This is a genomic window from Rhodovulum visakhapatnamense (assembly GCF_004365965.1).
Classification (GTDB): domain Bacteria; phylum Pseudomonadota; class Alphaproteobacteria; order Rhodobacterales; family Rhodobacteraceae; genus Rhodovulum; species Rhodovulum visakhapatnamense.
The window spans coordinates 15781-32665 of the sequence record NZ_SOEB01000011.1 but is presented as its reverse complement, the minus strand read 5'-3'; the positions used below and the strand labels follow the sequence as shown (position 1 = coordinate 32665).

At 69.8% G+C, this 16885-nt stretch carries 17 protein-coding genes and 1 pseudogene; 5 read left to right on the top strand and 13 right to left on the bottom strand.

Going from position 1 to position 16885, the window contains the following annotated elements; translation table 11 throughout:
* Positions 1–64: 64 nt before the first annotated feature.
* Positions 65–1105: a TRAP transporter substrate-binding protein gene (locus tag EV657_RS11300; RefSeq protein ID WP_075785506.1), complete on the top strand. Its 1041-nt coding sequence runs from the start codon at positions 65–67 to the stop codon at positions 1103–1105.
* A gap of 520 nt (positions 1106–1625) precedes the next feature.
* Here EV657_RS11300 and EV657_RS11295 read toward each other — a convergent pair.
* A complete protein-coding gene (locus EV657_RS11295) occupies positions 1626–3221 on the bottom strand; it encodes a peroxidase family protein (RefSeq protein WP_134077931.1) in 1596 nt (531 codons plus the stop codon).
* Positions 3222–3499: 278 nt separating this feature from the next.
* Here EV657_RS11295 and EV657_RS11290 point away from each other — a divergent pair.
* Positions 3500–4099: pseudogene (locus EV657_RS11290) on the top strand (LysE family translocator); the annotation flags it as partial.
* Between the two features lie 78 nt (positions 4100–4177).
* Here EV657_RS11290 and EV657_RS21570 read toward each other — a convergent pair.
* On the bottom strand, positions 4178–4525 hold the full coding sequence (locus EV657_RS21570; protein WP_166673693.1) for a phasin family protein: 348 nt from the start codon (positions 4523–4525) through the stop codon (positions 4178–4180).
* A gap of 122 nt (positions 4526–4647) precedes the next feature.
* The gene (locus tag EV657_RS11285) at positions 4648–5796 is read right to left on the bottom strand and encodes an alpha-D-ribose 1-methylphosphonate 5-triphosphate diphosphatase (RefSeq protein ID WP_134077930.1); all 1149 of its coding nucleotides are present in this window, start codon (positions 5794–5796) and stop codon (positions 4648–4650) included.
* Between the two features lie 82 nt (positions 5797–5878).
* On the opposite strand from EV657_RS11285, the gene EV657_RS11280 reads away from it, so the two are divergent.
* On the top strand, positions 5879–6568 hold the full coding sequence (locus EV657_RS11280; protein WP_134077929.1) for a DUF1045 domain-containing protein: 690 nt from the start codon (positions 5879–5881) through the stop codon (positions 6566–6568).
* Here EV657_RS11280 and phnN read toward each other — a convergent pair.
* The 7 genes from phnN to phnG form a co-directional block, all read right to left on the bottom strand.
* Positions 6550–7104 (bottom strand): phosphonate metabolism protein/1,5-bisphosphokinase (PRPP-forming) PhnN, encoded by a 555-nt coding sequence (phnN, locus tag EV657_RS11275; protein ID WP_113670485.1) that lies wholly within the window; start codon positions 7102–7104, stop codon positions 6550–6552. The genes EV657_RS11280 and phnN overlap by 19 nt on opposite strands.
* Positions 7101–7778 carry a phosphonate C-P lyase system protein PhnL gene (phnL, locus tag EV657_RS11270; RefSeq protein WP_075785499.1) on the bottom strand — a complete coding sequence of 226 codons (678 nt, stop codon included), beginning with the start codon at positions 7776–7778 and terminating at the stop codon, positions 7101–7103. Before phnL ends, phnN begins: the two co-directional genes overlap by 4 nt.
* A gap of 61 nt (positions 7779–7839) precedes the next feature.
* Positions 7840–8610, bottom strand: a complete 771-nt coding sequence (gene phnK, locus EV657_RS11265; protein ID WP_134077988.1) for a phosphonate C-P lyase system protein PhnK — start codon at positions 8608–8610, stop codon at positions 7840–7842.
* A 29-nt stretch (positions 8611–8639) separates the two neighbouring features.
* Entirely contained in the window at positions 8640–9536 is an 897-nt protein-coding gene (locus tag EV657_RS11260) for an alpha-D-ribose 1-methylphosphonate 5-phosphate C-P-lyase PhnJ (protein WP_134077928.1), read from the bottom strand.
* Positions 9533–10624, bottom strand: coding sequence for a carbon-phosphorus lyase complex subunit (locus tag EV657_RS11255; protein ID WP_134077927.1), 1092 nt, complete (start codon positions 10622–10624; stop codon positions 9533–9535). The genes EV657_RS11260 and EV657_RS11255 overlap by 4 nt, the downstream gene beginning before the upstream one ends.
* Positions 10624–11193, bottom strand: coding sequence for a phosphonate C-P lyase system protein PhnH (phnH, locus tag EV657_RS11250; protein ID WP_134077926.1), 570 nt, complete (start codon positions 11191–11193; stop codon positions 10624–10626). The genes EV657_RS11255 and phnH overlap by 1 nt, the downstream gene beginning before the upstream one ends.
* 4 nt (positions 11194–11197) lie before the next feature.
* Positions 11198–11644 (bottom strand): phosphonate C-P lyase system protein PhnG, encoded by a 447-nt coding sequence (phnG, locus tag EV657_RS11245; protein WP_075785495.1) that lies wholly within the window; start codon positions 11642–11644, stop codon positions 11198–11200.
* Positions 11645–11767: 123 nt separating this feature from the next.
* Between phnG and phnF the strand changes: the two genes are divergently transcribed.
* Both phnF and EV657_RS11235 read left to right on the top strand, forming a co-directional pair.
* A complete protein-coding gene (phnF, locus tag EV657_RS11240) occupies positions 11768–12478 on the top strand; it encodes a phosphonate metabolism transcriptional regulator PhnF (RefSeq protein ID WP_075785494.1) in 711 nt (236 codons plus the stop codon).
* A 110-nt stretch (positions 12479–12588) separates the two neighbouring features.
* Positions 12589–13770, top strand: coding sequence for an alpha-D-ribose 1-methylphosphonate 5-triphosphate diphosphatase (locus EV657_RS11235; RefSeq protein WP_134077925.1), 1182 nt, complete (start codon positions 12589–12591; stop codon positions 13768–13770).
* A gap of 241 nt (positions 13771–14011) precedes the next feature.
* Here the strand turns inward: EV657_RS11235 and EV657_RS11230 are convergent, their stop codons facing one another.
* From EV657_RS11230 to phnE (EV657_RS11220), 3 genes are read right to left on the bottom strand one after another with little or no spacing between them, the layout of a single operon-like run.
* Entirely contained in the window at positions 14012–14629 is a 618-nt protein-coding gene (locus EV657_RS11230) for a DapH/DapD/GlmU-related protein (RefSeq protein WP_113670480.1), read from the bottom strand.
* 53 nt (positions 14630–14682) lie between these two features.
* Positions 14683–15990 (bottom strand): phosphonate ABC transporter, permease protein PhnE, encoded by a 1308-nt coding sequence (gene phnE / locus EV657_RS11225; protein ID WP_075785491.1) that lies wholly within the window; start codon positions 15988–15990, stop codon positions 14683–14685.
* Complete coding sequence (gene phnE, locus EV657_RS11220; RefSeq protein WP_134077924.1) at positions 15987–16853, bottom strand: phosphonate ABC transporter, permease protein PhnE; 867 nt, start codon at positions 16851–16853, stop codon at positions 15987–15989. The genes phnE (EV657_RS11225) and phnE (EV657_RS11220) overlap by 4 nt, the downstream gene beginning before the upstream one ends.
* Between the last annotated feature and the right edge of the window lie 32 nt (positions 16854–16885).

Sequence of the window (16885 nt, the reverse complement as noted above, 5' to 3'; positions counted from 1 at the left end):
GCCCCGGGTCGCGGGGCCCGGAAAACCGGGGGCAAAAGCCCTCTGCCAACAAGGAGAGAAGACGATGACCACAAGACGCAAGTTCCTGGCCTCTGCCGGGGTCGGAGCCGCCGCCGCCGGTCTGGCCGCCCCGGCGCTCGCCCAGTCCAAGATCCGCTGGCGGATGCAGACCTATGCGGGCGTCGCCCTGGCCGATCACGTGATCCGGCCCGCCATCGAAAGCTTCAACAAGATCGCCGGCGACGAGATGGAGATCGAGCTGTTCACCGCCGACCAGCTTGTCCCCACGGGCGAGCTGTTCCGCGCCATGCAGCAGGGCACCATCGACGCGGTGCAGTCCGACGACGATTCCATGGCCTCGCCGACCGAGGTCACCGTCTTCGGCGGCTATTTCCCCTTCGCCTCGCGCTATTCGCTGGATGTGCCGGTGCTGTTCAACCAGTACGGCCTGAACGAGATCTGGGGCGCCGAATATGAAAAGGTCGGCGTCAAGCACATCTCGGCCGGGTCCTGGGACCCCTGCAACTTCGCCACGATCAGCCCGATCCGGTCGCTTGACGATCTGAAGGGCAAGCGCGTCTTCACCTTCCCGACCGCGGGCCGGTTCCTCGCACAATTCGGCGTCGTGCCGGTGACGCTGCCTTACGAGGATGTCGAGGTCGCGATGCAGACCGGCGAGCTGGACGGCGTCGCCTGGTCGGGCATCACCGAGGATTACACCGTGGGCTGGGCCGGGCCTGCCAGGTATTTCCTGACCAACAACATCTCGGGCGCCTGGATCGGCCATTTCTTCGCCAACATGGACCGCTGGAACGAGGTGCCGGAACGGCTGCAGGAGCTGCTGCGGGTCTGCATGGACCAGTCGCACTACTACCGGCAATGGTGGTACTGGGGCGGCGAGGCGCGGCTGCGCGTCGAGGGCACCAAGATGGAACTGACCTCGATCCCCGACGAGGACTGGGACAAGGTCGAGACCGCCGCCCGGACCTTCTGGGACGAGATTGCCGAGGAATCCGAGACCAAGGCCAGGATCGTCGGCATCTTCAAGAAATACAACGAAGACATGCAGAAGGCGGGCCGACCCTACCGCTATACCAGGGCCTGACCGCAAAAAGGGGCGCCCGTTGCCGGGCGCCCCGCCGCCTGCGGACGGTCCCCACCCTGCGCGACCGCCGCCCATGGCGAACCGGCATCGCACAAGACCGTCCGCGGGCGGTACCCCCTGCCCACAGATCCGTTTTCCTGCCCCGCTCCCGGCGGGACCGGCGTGAAAAGGCGTGCTCCGGCCGCGCCGCAACGGGCGACCAAACCCGGCCGCGGCGCCTGACGGTCCCCGCTCGGCCCGCCCGGCCGGTGCCGGTCTGGCAATGCGGAGCCGCCGGGGCCGCAAGGCGCGCCGGTGGCCGGAGGCGGGATGCGCAAGTCGTGCCGTCGGACGAAAAACCTGACATTGGACCTCGTCACCAACCCCCAGGCACTGCGCATCCGCCCCCGCCTCCGGTCTCCGGCGGCAGGACGCCGCCGGAGCACGCGAGCCACCTTTCGCCCGCTCCCCCCTTTGGAGCGTCCGAAAGGCTGGCCTGTGCCGAGGGTGCGAGGGAGGATCTCGACACAGGCATCCGGCGTCAGGCGCGCATGCCCGCCGCCCGGATCAGGGCTGCCACCGTCGTGACCGGTTCGCCCGCCGGCCGGACCCCGTCGCGGGGATGCCAGCGGCCGTGATCCGACCCCAGATGGTGCCAGTAACTGTCGGGATCGCAGACACACAGCCCCACCAGGGTCTCGGCCACGATCCGGCTGCCCAGCGGGCCCAGACGGCGCCCGCCGGTCCGCGCTTCGGCCTCGCGCAGGATGTAATACCAAAGCGGCGTCGCCTCGATCATCCCGGCCCGCGCCAGCACCCCGCCGCCGGGGCCCTCGGCCAGCTCGGCCGCGCTCAGCGGCGCGATCCGCACCCCAAGCCGCGCCATCCCGCGCAAACAGTCCTGCCCCGAGGCCAGGTTCAGCCGCAGCCCCCGGCGCAGCGTGCGCTCGGCCAGCTGGCGCATCCGCCCGTGCAGCCCCGGCGGCTCGTCATGCAGGCACAGCAGATCCGGCGTGATCCGGGTGTTGATGCCGCGCGCATGGCGGTCGGGACGGGTGCCGCTTTCATCGGTCAGGCGCGAGAAATCCATCCGCCCCGGCGCCCGCCGCCATCCCGGCGGCCCGGCGACTGATGCCGCGCCGCAGCCAAAGCCATGGCGCGCCGACCAGTCATAGCTCGGCCGGGCCATGGTCTCGCCCAGACGGATGGCGGCGGCCTGGAACTCGAAGGGCAGCGGAAGCCGCCCCTCGGGCAGGCCGGGACAGCGCTGCAGCAGATCGCGATAGACCGGCGCCTCTTCGGCCATGACCGCGTCCAGAACCTCGGGCAAACAGATCCGGCGCAGGTAGTCGTTGACCACAAGCCACTGGAAGTGCTTGCGCACCTCGTCCCGGGCGAAGTCGAAGGCGGCATCGCCCGCCTCGGCCGGGGGGCCGCCGATCCCCGGCGCCCGGGCGACAACCGCATTGTGAAACCGCGCCAGAACCAGATGGACCTCGGCCGTCGCCAGGCCCGCATCGGTCTGCGGAGCGCCGATATAGGCCTTGTCCTGCTCGGCCAGGGCCGGTTTCGGCAAGCGGTTCCGCCGCGCCGGATCGATCCGGACCCCCTCCCCCATGCTCCCGGACGGACCGGTCACGCCCGACCAGAGCCGGGCCGGGGCCGCCGGATCGCGCCGCCATCCGCCCGCCTCGGCGCCATAGAGGCTCTCGAGGCTCAACCGGCCGCTTCTGTCATTGCGGAGATCGGCCATCGCCCGGCGGCGCGGCAGCGGATCGACACGGTCGAGGTCGAGCCCCGACAGCCCGCCCTCGGGGTCGGTCCCGGCGGCCAGTTCCCGGGCGATGACCTGACCCAGATAGGTATAGATCGCGGGCATGCCGGAATCGTCCCCGCCGCCCGTCCCCCGGCCCGCCATCGCCGAGGCCAGATCGCGCAGCGCGGCGGCCGCCGCCACCCCGCCCCGCGCCTCGGCCGCGTCGGGAAAAAGATAGCCGAACGGGCCATGCGGGGCCTCGGGCCAGACCGGATAGGAAAACGCATCGATGGTGGCGCTCCGGAGGCAGGCGGTTCCCGCCTCATCGGGGGCGGGTCGCGCACGGGTCGCGGGGCATTCTTGGCTTTGAAGCGGCAACATCTTCCCTCGACTCCCTGACCGTTTTCCCTCAACGACTCGAGGATCGCGGACCGCCGTCAACGCAGCGTCAAAGGTAAACAAAACCTTTACGACACGGGAAAAGGAGCGGTCGGGCAACGGCTTGACGCAACGGGGCCTGACATCCGCCGGGACAGTCCGCAGGCCCTTCCTGTCGAAAGACCGGCGCCGGAACGGCAAATGGTCCGCGCAGCCCCCCTTTGCCGCAACGGGGGCCTCGGCCCAGGGTCCTGTGCCCCCATCGCAGCGGAGCGCAGGAAATGGACCTGACCTATTGGGCCGTCTTTGCCGGGACCGTCATCGCCGTCTCGATGATTCCGGGGCCGAGTACCCTGATCGCCTTTTCGCATGGGGCAAGCCATGGCTGGCTGCGCAGCACGATCACGGCCAGCGGAAATGCCGTGGCCTCTGCCTGTCAGGCCATCGCGGCCTCGGCCGGACCGGGGCAGGTCCTCACCGGGTCGGCAACGCTGTTCCTGACGCTGAACTATGCCGGGGCGGCCTATCTGGCCTATGTCGACATCCAGCTCTGACGCAGCGCCGCCCGGCGCGTCAGCCTCTCCGATAGAACCCACAACCTCCCCGAGCCCGCGCGCAAGCTGTTCGCCGGGGGCTTCACCGTGGCCGCGAGCAACCCCAAGGCCATCGCCTTCTTCACGGCGCTCTTCCCGCAATTCCTGTCGCCGGAGGGCACGGGCGTCGGGCAACTGGCGGGCATGGTCGCGGTGGTCTGCCTCAGCGCCTTTGCCGTTGCCACCATCTACGGCGGTCTCGGCGCCTGGCTGCGGCGGCTGGAGCTGTCGCAACGCGCGGTGACGCGGATCCACAAGACGACGGGCGGGATCTTCGTGGCCAGCGGGATCGGCCTTGCCGCATCGCGTCCGGCCGGGCGCGGCCCCGCCGGTCGCGCGCCCGGCTTTCGTCTGGACGCGCCTGCCTCAGTCGCGCCAGGAGGTCATCCGGGTCAGGGTCTGGTCGCAGACCTCGGCATTCATCCGCGCCAGCCGCTCGGCCTCGTCGCGGCAGACCGCGACCGTCTCGCCCAGATAGTCGCCCTGCCAGTCGGTCAGGCTTTCGGGCGTGCGGCAGGCGGCCAGGCGCTGCATCGCGTCGGCGTTGCGCCGGGCCTCGTCGCGGGCAAAGGCCGCCATCTCGCTGCTGGTGCGGCGGACGTGATCGACCATGGTGGCACTCACCCAGGCCATCAGCCCCCAGCCCTCGGCCTGGGCACGCAAGGCCGCCTCAAGCGCGGCGGCGGCAGACGGCGTCTCGGGGGTCTTGGGCATGGCGGATCTCCTCACACGCAAACCGGGTGGTACGGATCTGAAAATAGGAACAACCGGGGGCCGGGTCAAAGGCCCGGACTGCGGCGCAACCGCGCCGCCGTCCCCGACCCGCAGTCCCGACGTCAGGCGACACGGGTCCCCTGCACCCAGGCGCCGCGCACCACCGGCACGCCGTCGATCCGCGCCACCCGGATCAGATCGGCCCGCGCGCCGGGCGCGATCCGGCCGCGATCCCTCAGCCCTACCGCATCGGCGGGCGCCCGGGTCACCGTCGCGATGCCCCGCGCCATGTCGTCCCAGAGATCGCCCAGCATCACCCCGGCCATCAGCAAGGCCGAGGGCACGTAATCCGACGAAAGGATGTCGAGAAGCCCCAGACCGGCCAGCTCGGCCGCCGCCACATTGCCCGAATGCGACCCGCCCCGGATCAGGTTGGGCGCGCCCATCATCACCGCGATCCCCTGTTCCCGGCAGGCCCGGGCCGCCTCGAGCGTGGTCGGAAACTCGGCCAGCCGGATACCATGCCCGGCCGAAACCGCGACATGGGCCTCGGTGGTGTCGTCATGGCTGGCAAGGATCGCCCCGCAGCGCCGGGCCTCGGCCACGGCGACCTCTTCGTGGCGCTCGCCATGACGGTCGCGCAACGCCTTCAGCGTCGCGACATGGGCCTCGAAATCGGCCTCGGAAAAGTTGTTCTTGCCCATCACATAGGCCTTCAGCTTGTCCAGATCGCGGAACTGCCGCTGGCCGGGGGTGTGGTCCATCAGGCTGACGATGCCGACCCGGTCCTCGGGACCGAATTCGGCCATCTCCTCGGCCAGGGTCTCGGAACAGACCTCGGCGCGCAGATGCAGGAAATGGCTGATCCGCAGCGCGCCCCGCGCCCTCAGATCCAGCATCTCGCTGGCCAGTCCGCGCGCATAGGCCCGGTAGCGCGCCTTGCCGGACGGGATCGAGCCCACCCGCATCGCATCGAAGACGGTGGTGATGCCGACCCCGGCCAGTTCGGCATCATGGGCGACGATGGCGCTGGCATGGGGCCAGTCGACCGAGGGGCGCGGCTGGATATGCCGCTCCAGATTGTCGGTATGCAGCTCGATCAGCCCCGGCATCACCAGATCGCCGCCGCAATCGATGGCCCCCGCGGGCACCGCCGCGCCCGCGTCGATCCCGGCGATGCGCCCGTCCGCGACGCGGACCGATCCGGTCAGCGTCTCATCGGGCAGAACCAGCGTGGCATTGGCAAGAACGGTCTCGGAAACCGGGGACATGGGCGCCTCCTTCTTGATGCGCGGGGAGGATTGGGGCAGGACAAGGGGGGAAACGGCGCGGCATCCCAGTGCGGAGGGGGCAATGGAAGGCTACCGGCGCTACGCGATCTACTATGCGCCCGAAGAGGGCGCGCTTGGTGATTTCGGCAAGGCCTGGCTCGGCTGGGATGCCGAGGCCGGGGCGCCGCGGGCGCATCCCCGGCTGCGCGGGCTGCCGCGGCCGGTCGAGGATCTGACCGAGGTGCCGCGCAAATACGGGTTCCACGCCACCGTCAAGGCGCCGTTCCGGCTGGCCACGGGCAGCGATATCGGGCTCTTGCATGCCTCGGCCGTGGCGCTCTCGGGCCAGCTGCGGCCGGTGCTGATCGAAGGGCTGCGGCTCTCGCTTCTGAGCGGCTTCCTGGCCCTGACCCCGCGCGGCGACACCCGCGCTCTGGCGGCGCTGGCGGGCAGCGTGGTCGAGGCGCTCGACGGCTTCCGGGCGCCGCCCACCGCCGCAGACCTCGCCCGCCGCAATCCCGACCGGCTGAGCGCCCGCCAGCGCAAGCTCCTTGAAAAATGGGGCTATCCCTACGTGATGGAGGAATACCGCTTCCATCTGACCCTGACCGGCCCGCTGAAGCCGCCCGAAGCCGAGGCGACGCGGATGGTGCTGGGTCCGGTGCTCGACCCGCTGATCGACCGGCCGATCCGCATCAGAAGCCTGTGCCTCTTCGGCGAGGCCGAGGACGGGAAGTTTCACAACCTGCACCGCTATCGCCTGTCGGGCTGAAGCGCGGCCAGAAACGCGGCGACGGCGTCGTCAAGCGCGCCGTCATTGTCGATGCGGACCGCCACGATCCCCTCGGGCAGCGCATAGCCCGCGCGCCCCAGCCGCGCCGCGATTTCCTCGGCGCTTTCGCGCCCGCGCCCGGCAAGCCGCGCCGCCAGCGTCTCGGGCCGGGCGGTGACATGCAGCACGGTCAGATCGGGAAACCGCGCCTGCGCCTCGGCCAGCATCGCGCGCGACCCGTTGAAGATCACGTCCTCCCCCTCCCAAAGCGCCTCGTCGACGCTGCGCGGGATGCCATAGCTCAGCCCGTGCGCGCGCCACCACAGCGCAAAGGCACCCTCGTCGCGCATCCGCTCGAACGCGGCCGCGCTGACGCAATCGCAGTCCTCGCCCCCGGCCCCGGGCGCCCGGGTCACCACCCGGCGGACCAGATGCAGATCGGGCCGGCGCAGCCAGGCCGCCGCCATCAGCGTGTCCTTGCCGGCGCCCGAGGGGCCGACCACCGCGAACAGCCGCCCCGGCCCAACCCCGCTCATGGCGCCACCGCAAAGGCCGAGACATCGACCTCGCGGTCGCAGACCCGCGCGCGCGCGCCCGCGTCATGAAAGATCCCGAGGATCGCGGCGCCCCGCGCCTTGGCCGCCTCGATCAGCTCCAGCACCACCTCGCGGTTGCCGGGATCGAGGCTCGCCGTCGGCTCGTCCAGCAAAAGCGCCGGATAGTCATGGGCAAAGCCGCGCGCGATATTGACCCGCTGCTGTTCGCCGCCCGAAAACGTGGTCGGGCTCAGATCCCAAAGCGGGCGCGGGATGTTCAGCCGCGCCAGCAGGGCCGCCGCCCGGTCCCGCGCGGCCTCGACCGGCACGCCCACCGCCAGCAAGGGCTCGGCCACGACATCGAGCGTCGGCACCCGCGGCACCACCCGCAGGAACTGGCTGACATAGCCCAGCACATGGCGCCGCAGCGCCAGGATCTCGCGCGGCTCGGCCGCCGCCACATCGAGCCCGCCGACGACGATCCGCCCCGAGGCGGCCAGGTAATTGCCATGGATCATCCGCATCAGGGTCGACTTGCCCGCGCCCGAGGCCCCGGTCAGCGCCACGCACTCGCCGGGCGCCACCGACAGCGCCGCCCCCGCCATCACCGGGATCGCGGCGCCCCCCTGATTATACAGCGTGAAACTCTTGGCCACGCCCGAAAGCTCGATCATCGCTTGGTCCTTCTTCTTGGCCCAAATACCCATTGCCGCGCCGCCCGCCATGGGCGCACCCTCAGACCTGAAGCACCGAACTCACCAGAAGCTGGGTATAGCCATGCTGCGGATCGTCCAGCACCTGATCGGTCAGCCCGGTCTCGACCACCCGCCCGCCCTTCATCACCATCAGCCGATGCGCCAGCAGCCGCACCACGGCCAGATCATGGGTCACGATCACCGCCGACAGCCCCATGTCCCGCACGAGCCCGCGCAACAGATCCAGAAGCCGCGCCTGCACGCTGACATCGAGCCCGCCGGTCGGTTCGTCCATGAACACCAGCCGCGGCCCCGTCACCAGATTGCGCGCGATCTGCAGCCGCTGCTGCATGCCGCCGGAAAAGGCCGCGGGCCGGTCGTCGATCCGGTCGGCCGCGATCTCGACCCGGCCCAGCCAGTCCAGCGCCGAGGCCCGGATCGCCCCGTAGTTCCGCGCACCGACCGCCATCAGCCGCTCGCCGACATTGCCGCCCGCCGAGACCGTCATCCTCAGCCCGTCGCGCGGGTTCTGATGCACGAAGGCCCAGTCGGTGCGCGCAAGCCGCCGCCGCTCGGGCTCGGACAGGGCCAGCGTGTCGCGCATTCCGTCCTTGCCCAGATCGAACAGCACCTCGCCCGCATCGGGCCGCAGATGGCCGGCCAGACAGTTCAGAAGCGTCGACTTGCCCGATCCGCTTTCGCCGACGATCCCCATCACCTCGCCGGGATAAAGATCGAAGCCCACATCCTCGCAGCCGACCCGCCCGCCATAGCGTTTCGTCAGCCCCCTGACCGACAGGATCGGCGCCACCGGCGCCTCGGCCCGGAAAGCACCCGCCCTCATGCCCCGCCCTCCTCTGCGGCCATCTCACCGCGATATCCTGCGGCCCGCCGCCCGGCGCAGTAATCGGTGTCGGAACAGACGAACATCCGCCCGCCCCGGTCATCGACGATCACCTCGTCCAGATAGCTTGTCTCCGACCCGCACAGCGCGCAGGCCCCTTCGGCCTTGCCCGGCACGAAGGGATGATCCTCGAAATCGAGGCTCACCACCTCCGTGTAGGGCGGCAGCGCATAGATCCGCTGCTCGCGCCCGGCGCCGAACAGCTGGATCGCCGCCATCCTCAGCTTGGGGTTGTCGAATTTCGGGATCGGCGAGGGGTCCATCACATAGCGCCCCTCGATTTTCACCGGATAGGCATAGGCGGTCGCGATCTCGCCATGGCGGGCGATGTCCTCGTAAAGCTTCACATGCATCAGCCCGTACTCTTCCAGCGCATGCATCCTGCGGGTCTCGGTCTCGCGCGGTTCCAGAAACCGCAAGGGTTCCGGGATCGGCACCTGATAGACAAGGATCTGCCCCTCGGTCAGCGGCGCTTCGGGGATGCGGTGACGGGTCTGGATCACCGTCGCCTCGCCGGTATGCTCGGTCACGGCAATACCCGCCGTCTTCTGGAAGAACTTGCGGATCGAGACGGCGTTGGTGGTGTCGTCGGCGCCTTGGTCGATCACCTTCAGCGTATCCTCGGGCGTCAGCACCGCGGCCGAGACCTGCACGCCCCCGGTGCCCCAGCCATAGGGCATCGGCATCTCGCGGCTGGCGAAGGGCACCTGATAGCCCGGCACTGCCAGCGCCTTCAAAAGCGCCCGCCGGATCATCCGCTTGGTCTGTTCGTCGAGATAGGCGAAGGTGTAGTCCGCCCCGGGGGCCTCGCCCCGGATTTCCGCCTGGGTCATTCCGCCGCCTCCCGCTCGGCCGCGCTGGCTGCGGCTTCGGCCCGGATCCGCCGCACCAGCTCCAGCTCGGACTGGAAATCCACGTAATGCGGCAGCTTGATATGTTCCAGAAACCCCGAGGCCTGGATGTTGTCGCCATGCGAGATGACGAATTCGGCATCCTGCGCCGGGGCGCCCGTGAAATCCTCGCCCAGGTCCTCCCAGCGCAGCGCCCGGTCGACCAGCGCCATCGAAATCGCCTTGCGCTCGGACTGGCCGAAGACCAGGCCATAGCCCCGGGTGAATTGCGGCGGCTCGGTCTTCGAGCCCGCGAACTGGTTCACGGTCTCGCATTCGGTCAGCTCGATCTCGGCAATCTCGACGGCAAAGCCCAGTTCGGGGATCTCGACCTCGACGCCGACCCGGCCAAGACGCAGCTCGCCCACGAAGGGGTGGTTCCGCCCGTAACCCCGCTGGGTCGAATAGGCCATGCCCAGCGCAAAGCCCTCGTCGCTGCGGGTCAGCGCCTGCAGCCGCAGCGCGCGGCCCGCGGGAAAGCCCAGCGGTTCGCGGGTCAGGTCGGGCGGGGTCTCGTCCGAGGCCGGTTCCGTCTCGATCAACCCGTCGCGGTCCAGAAGCCCGGTGATCCGGGGCTTCGGCGCCGGGTCCGGGGCGGCGGTCGCGGCCTCCGGCACCTCGCCCTCGGCGGCCAGCGCGAAATCCAGCAGCCGGTGGGTATAATCGAAGGTCGGCCCCAGCACCTGCCCGCCGGGGACGTCCTTGAAGGTGGCCGAGATCCGGCGGTCGCAGCGCATCGCGCCGGTCTCGACCGGTTCGGACGCGCCCAGACGCGGCAGGGTGGTGCGATAGGCGCGGATCAGGAAGATCGCCTCGATCAGATCGCCGCGCGCCTGCTTGATCGCCAGCGCCGCCAGATCGGGATCGTACAGCGACCCCTCGGCCATCACCCGGTTGACCGCCAGCGTCATCTGTTCGCGGATCTGGGCGACGGCGAGTTCCGGGACCGCCGCATCGCCCCGGCGTTCCTCGGCCAGCCAGGCATGGGCATTGTCGATCGCCCGCTCGCCCCCCTTGACGGCAACATACATCAGACGGCCTCCACATGCGTGCTGCGGGGCAGCGCGGCCAGCCGGACGCCCGCGGTAAAGAAGAAGTCGAGCCCCAGCGGAAACCGCGCCCGATTGGCCCGGAAGGCCGAGATCTCGGGCAGCGACAGCCCATGGCTGGTCTCGATGCCGGGGCCGGTCAGCCGCGCCCCCGTGGCGTCAAGCGCGTCCATCTCGACGATCAGCGTGGCCGAGCGGTCGGGATAATCGGGCGTCCCGAGGCTGTAGGCATCGAGCGGCAGCAGATCGGCCCAGCGCCCGACGGCAAAGACGGCGCCCGCGCGGTCCGAAAGCGGCGCCCCGGTGTGAAACCGCAGCCAGTCGCGGATTTCGGGCCGGTCGAGCGGCCCGGCCAGATGCACCGGGGTCGCGGGATCGGCCAGCACCAGCAAAAGCGTGCCGGCGGCAACCGACAGCGGCGCGGGCGGCCGCGCGCCCGCGACGTCCTCGATGCGCCCGGGCCGGGCCATCGCGGTCAGCGCCGCGCGAAACGCCTGCGCCGCCTCGCGCGGGGTGTCGGCAAAGCCGCCTGACAGGGCCTGAACGTCCATCGCCTCAATCCTCTCCGCGCACCATGGTGAAGAACTCGACCCGGGTCGCGGCGGCCCGCGCCGCCCGCGCCGTTTCGGCCGCCGCCATCTCTTCGGCCAGCGGGTCCAGCAGCCGGGCGCGCACATCGTCCGCCCGCCCGGTCTGCATCAGCGCATCGGCCAGCGCGGCCCGGCGCGCCTTGGCCTTGTCGCGCCCCTGCACCCAGGCATGGCCGACCGCGCGCCCCTCTTGCAGCCGCAGCGCACAGCGGGTAACCGTCACCTCCCCGAGGTTGAAGGGCGCGCCCGTGCCCCCCATCCGGCCGCGCACCATCACCCCTCCGGTTTCGGGGGGTCGAAGCCATGCGAATTCGGGATCTGGCCCCAGACTTATCCACAGGCGCTCCAGCGTCGCCGCAGGCGCGCGGGCCAACAGACCCATCCATTCGCGACGCGTTCCCGGTTCGGTCATCCGACTGCTTGCCGATTTGTCCACAGGCTTGTCCGATCTCTACACAGACACTATACAACTAGACAAATCCCTACGCGCGCTTCCCGAGTCGCGCAAGCGGCACCTGGATGAAGTTTCGATGACATGACCCCGACCGCGCTCTGGATCTCGATCGCCGCGACGCTTCGCGACGAAATCGCCGCGGGCCGCTACCGGCCGGGCGACAAGCTGCCGACCGAGGCCGACCTGGCGCGCCGGTTCGGGGTCAACCGCCACACCGTCCGGCGGGCGCTGGCCGATCTGGCCGAGGCGCGGCTGGTGCATGCCCGGCGCGGCTCGGGCGTCTATGTCGCGGCCCGGCCGACCGACTATCCGCTGGGCCGCCGGGTGCGGTTTCACCAGAACCTCGCCGCGGCCGGGCGCAGCGCCGACCGCAAGGTGCTGCTGCGCACGACCGGCAAGGCCGACCGGCGCGAGGCCGAGGCGCTGGCCCTGCCCGAAGGCGCGGCCGTTCATGTCTACGAGGGCATCTCGCTGGCCGATGGCCAGCCGCTCGCGCTTTTCCGCAGCGTGTTCCCGGCCGACCGGCTGCCCGGGCTGCTCGACGCGCTGGCCGAGGACCCGTCGGTGACCCGGGCGCTGGCGCGCGCGGGCGTCGCGGACTACACCCGCGCCTCGACCCGGCTGACCGCCAAGCGCGCGACGCCGACCCAGGCCCTGCATCTGGACCTGCGCCCGGGCGACCCGATCCTGCGCAGCGTGTCGGTCAATGTCGATGCCGGGGGCCAACCGGTCGAATACGGCCGCACCTGGTTCGCGGGCGACCGCGTCAGCCTGATCGTCGCGCCCGATTGAGTACCGCATTTGATCGAATTGAGGGCAGAGCTGCAACCCTTGTCATACCGGCGATACAGTGACGGGGTATTTCGCTCGCTACGTCACCTCATAACCGCCCGAGCAGCGACATGCCCCAGTACCTTCAGCCCCTGCGCTTTACCGGCGCCACCATCCTGCGCGACGGCGAGCTGCAGCGGCGCTCGCTTGCCATTGCCGATGGCCGGATCACCAAGGGCCCGCTGCCCGAGGTCGATCTGTCGGGCTATCTGATCCTGCCGGGCATCGTCGATCTGCATGGCGACGCCTTCGAACGGCATATCGCGCCCCGCCCTGCCGCGCCCTTCGCGCTGGAGGTCGGGCTGGCCGCGACCGACCGCGAGGCGGCCGCGAACGGCATCACCACCGGCTGGCTTGCGCAGGGCTGGTCCTGGGAGGGCGGACGCCGTGCCCCCGATCAGGCCGAGGCCTTGATGGCCGCGCTCGACGCCTACCGGCCGCGGATGCTGACCGACCTGCGCATCCAGCTGCGCTGCGAAACCCATACCGTGGGCACCGCCCAACGCCTGCTCGAGGCGGTCGAACGGCACGGCATCGACTATGTCGTCTTCAACAACCACCTCGAAGAGGCCGAAGAGCTGGCGCGCGCGCGGCCCGAGCGGCTGCACCACTGGGCGACCGAAAACGGCCGGTCCGTGCGGGATCACATGGCCGCGGTCGCCGCCGCGCAGGCAATGGCGCCCGACGTGCCGCGCTATCTGTGCCGGCTGGCCGAGGCGTTCGACGCGATGGGTGTGCTTTACGGGTCGCATGACGACCCCGACGGCGAGACCCGCGAGCGGTTTTCGATGATCGGGGCCCGGATCGCCGAGTTCCCGACCACCCGCCGCGCCGCCGCCGCCGCCAAGGCGATGAACGATCCGGTGCTGCTGGGTGCGCCCAATGTGGCGCGGGGCGGCTCGCAGGCGGGCAACGCCTCGGCGACCGATCTGATCGCCCAGGGGCTTTGCGACGCGCTGGTGTCCGACTTCTATTATCCGGCGCTGCCCCATGCGGTCTGGCGGCTCGTCGATCTGGGTCTCAGGTCGCTGCCGCAGGCCTGGGCGATGATCTCGCAGCACCCGGCCGAGATCCTGCGCCTGCCCGACCGCGGCCGGCTCGATTTCGGACGCCGGGCGGATCTGTGCGTGATCAACGAAGAGACTCGCGCGGTCGAGATGACCATTGCGGGCGGGCGGCTGACCTATCTGGCCGGCGAGGCGGCGCATCGCTTCGCCCATCGCATCCATGCGCTGGATATGGCGGCGGAATAGCCGCAACGCAGCAAAATTTATAGCCGCGTCGCAGAAAATTCACCTACCGGCAACCAATTCCATGGGCTTTCGCCACAAAGACGAGCTATACTAAAAACCGTTAAACGGTGTGATCGGGGTTTTCGGTAGAGGTTGTTCCGCCGTCAGGCGACCGGGGATTTCAGTTTCGATTTCAGCAGGCTCAGGGGGACGCGGCTTCGGCCCGTCCCCCTTTTGCTGTCCGGCGGCCCGCGCGGCGGGCTCAGCCGCCATGGGCCTCGAGGAAGGCCTCGACAGAGAGGGTGCGGAAGTCTTCCAGCGCGCGCCGCAGCGCCGCATGGTCCCAGTCCCACCAGGCCAGCGCCTGCAGCCGCCGGGCGATGGCGGGGGCAAAGCGGTCGCGGATCGGCACCGCCGGGACCCCGGCCACGATGGTATAGGGCGCCACATCGCGGGTCACCACGGCGCCCGCCCCCACCACCGCTCCGTCGCCCACCGTCACCTCGGGGCGGACGATGGCGCCATGACCGATCCAGGTATCATGTCCGATCCGGGCGCGGCGGCTGGCACGATGGGCGAAGAAGGCCGGGTCGTCCCCGGCATCCTCCCAGTAATCGGCCGAGCGATACAGGAAATGGTGCAGGCTCGCGCGCTGCATCGGGTGATCGGTGGGCCCGATCCGGGTGAAGGCGGCGATATTGGCGAACTTGCCCAGATCGGCATTGGCGATGTCGGCATAGCGGTCGCAATAGGAATAATCGCCCATGGCGACGTTGAGCAGCCGCGCGCCCTGCCCGATCTCGACATAGCGGCCAAGGGTACAGCCCGTGACCGAACACTCGGGATGAACGACCGGCGTCTCGGCGGACAGGCGGGGCATCGGCGGGCTCCTCGGAAAGCGGGACGCATCGTCCCCGCGGGGAAGGTGCGGGATCAGGCGCCGCGGATCAGGCGGCGGCGGAGGATCCCCGAGATCCAGTCCATCGCCGACACCATCAGCACGATCAGAACGATGTAATAGCTGACCTCTTCCCAGTCCTTCTGGGTGATGATCGCCTGGGTCAGCAAAAGCCCGATGCCGCCGCCGGTGATGGCGCCGATCACGGTGGCGCTGCGGGTATTCGATTCCAGATAGTACAGCGCCTGCGACAGCAGCACCGGCGTGATCTGCGGGATCACCCCGAAGCGGTAGCGCGCCAAGAGCGGCGCCCCGGTCGACTGCACGCCTTCTATCTGCCGCCGGTCGACATTTTCCAGCGCCTCCGAGAACATCTTGCCGAAGGTGCCGCTGTCGGTGAACAGGATCGCCAGCGCCCCGGTCATCGGCCCCGGCCCGAAGGCACGCGCCAGAACGATGGTCCAGATCAGCCCGTCGACCCCGCGCACGAAGTCGAAGACCCGCCTTATGCCGAAGCGGATCGCCATCACAGGCGTGAAGTTCCGCGCCGCCAGAAAGGCCAGCGGCAGCGCCACCAGCGCGGCCCCCATGGTGCCGAGAAAGGCCATCAGCACGGTTTCGAACAGCGCCCAGGCGACGTCCGCATGGCGCCACATCGGGTTGCGCCAGAAATCGTGCCAAGCGCCCGCGAGATTGCTGCGATCAGGATCGATCTGCGGCCCGAACAGAAGGCTTGCTGCCGAGTGCCCGTGATAGGGGCTGTCGAGGGTGAAGAAGAACAGCTCCCATCCGACGAAATACCGGAACACCTCGGTGCGGTTGCGGGTCACGGTCAGCCGCCCGGCCTCGGTCGTCACCGCAAGCCGGTTGCGCGACAGGCTGATCCAGTCCGGCAGCGGCCCGGTCAGGTTGGTCTCGACCCCGGCGGACGGGCTCGGCCGCGCCTCGATCAGCCCGTAGCCCGGGACGCTATAGCTCACCATCTCCGGCCCGAAACTGACCAGATGGCCATCGCCCAGGTCGATTTCGGTGCGCGCGCCCTTGCGCTCGACCCAGTCGGGCGGCGCATCGGGGGCATAGGTGCCCTTCCGTTCGCCCTCGATCGCGACGGTGACCTCGCCCGAGCGGTTGTCGCGGGTGACATGGGTCTTGTAGCTGTAGCTGTCGGCCAGCAGCGTCCGGCCATTGTCAAGCCGCGCCCTCTCGGCCAGCCCGGCCACGTCGAAGGCGATGGCGACATAGGCCAGATAGGCCAGCACCAGCCCCGGAAACGCGAAGGCTGTCAGGCGCTTGCGCCCGATCAGGCCGACCGCGCCCCGTTTCAGCAGGGCGGTATCGCTCATGCGGCGGCTCCCTTTGTCAGGCGGTCGCGGACATGGCTCGACACCTGGTCGAAGACGACGATGGCCGCGAAGAGCAGCAGGAAGATCGCCGCCGCCTGGTCGAACCGCCCCTGCCCCCAGGACATCGCGTTCTTCAGCTCGTAGCCGAGCCCCCCCGCGCCGACGAAGCCCAGGATCGCCGAGGCGCGGATATTGATCTCGAAGCGCAACAGCGCATAGCTGAGGTAATTCGGCGCGACCTGCGGCACGACCCCCAGCCACATCCGCTGCGCCCAGCCCGCGCCGACCGAGGCGAGCCCCTCGACCGGCTTCAGGTCGGCATTCTCGTTGACCTCCGAGAACAGCTTGCCCAGCGCGCCCGCGGTATGAAAGGCGATGGCGATCATCGCGGGCACCGGCCCGCCGCCCAGCACGTAGATCAGCACCAGCGCGATGACGATCTCGGGCACTGCCCGCATCACGTCCATCGCCCGGCGAAAGAGCGGGATCGCCAGCGCCCAGGGCGCCAGCCCCCGGGTCGACAAAAGCGCCAGCGCAAAGCCTGCCGTCCCGCCCACAAGGGTCGAGACCGCGGCGATATTGACCGTCTCGACCAGTGCCGGAAAGAACCGCAGCAGGTTGGCGGGCATGTCGGCGATCTTGGCGGCGGCCTCTTCGATCACATTGGCCGGAAAGGCGAAGATGTTGCCGATCCCGTCCAGGAACCCGCCGGCATTGCGGTCATTCGCAAGCCCGAAGCCCGACGCCATCAGCACCGCGAAGATGGTCAGCGTCAGGCCCGAATAAAGCTGCCGGCGCCGCACCAGATCGAGATAGCGGCTGCGGATCGGATCGGTCCGGGAGGCGGGGAAGCTGTCGGCCATGACGGGGGTGCTTTCACGTGAAGGCGGCGGAC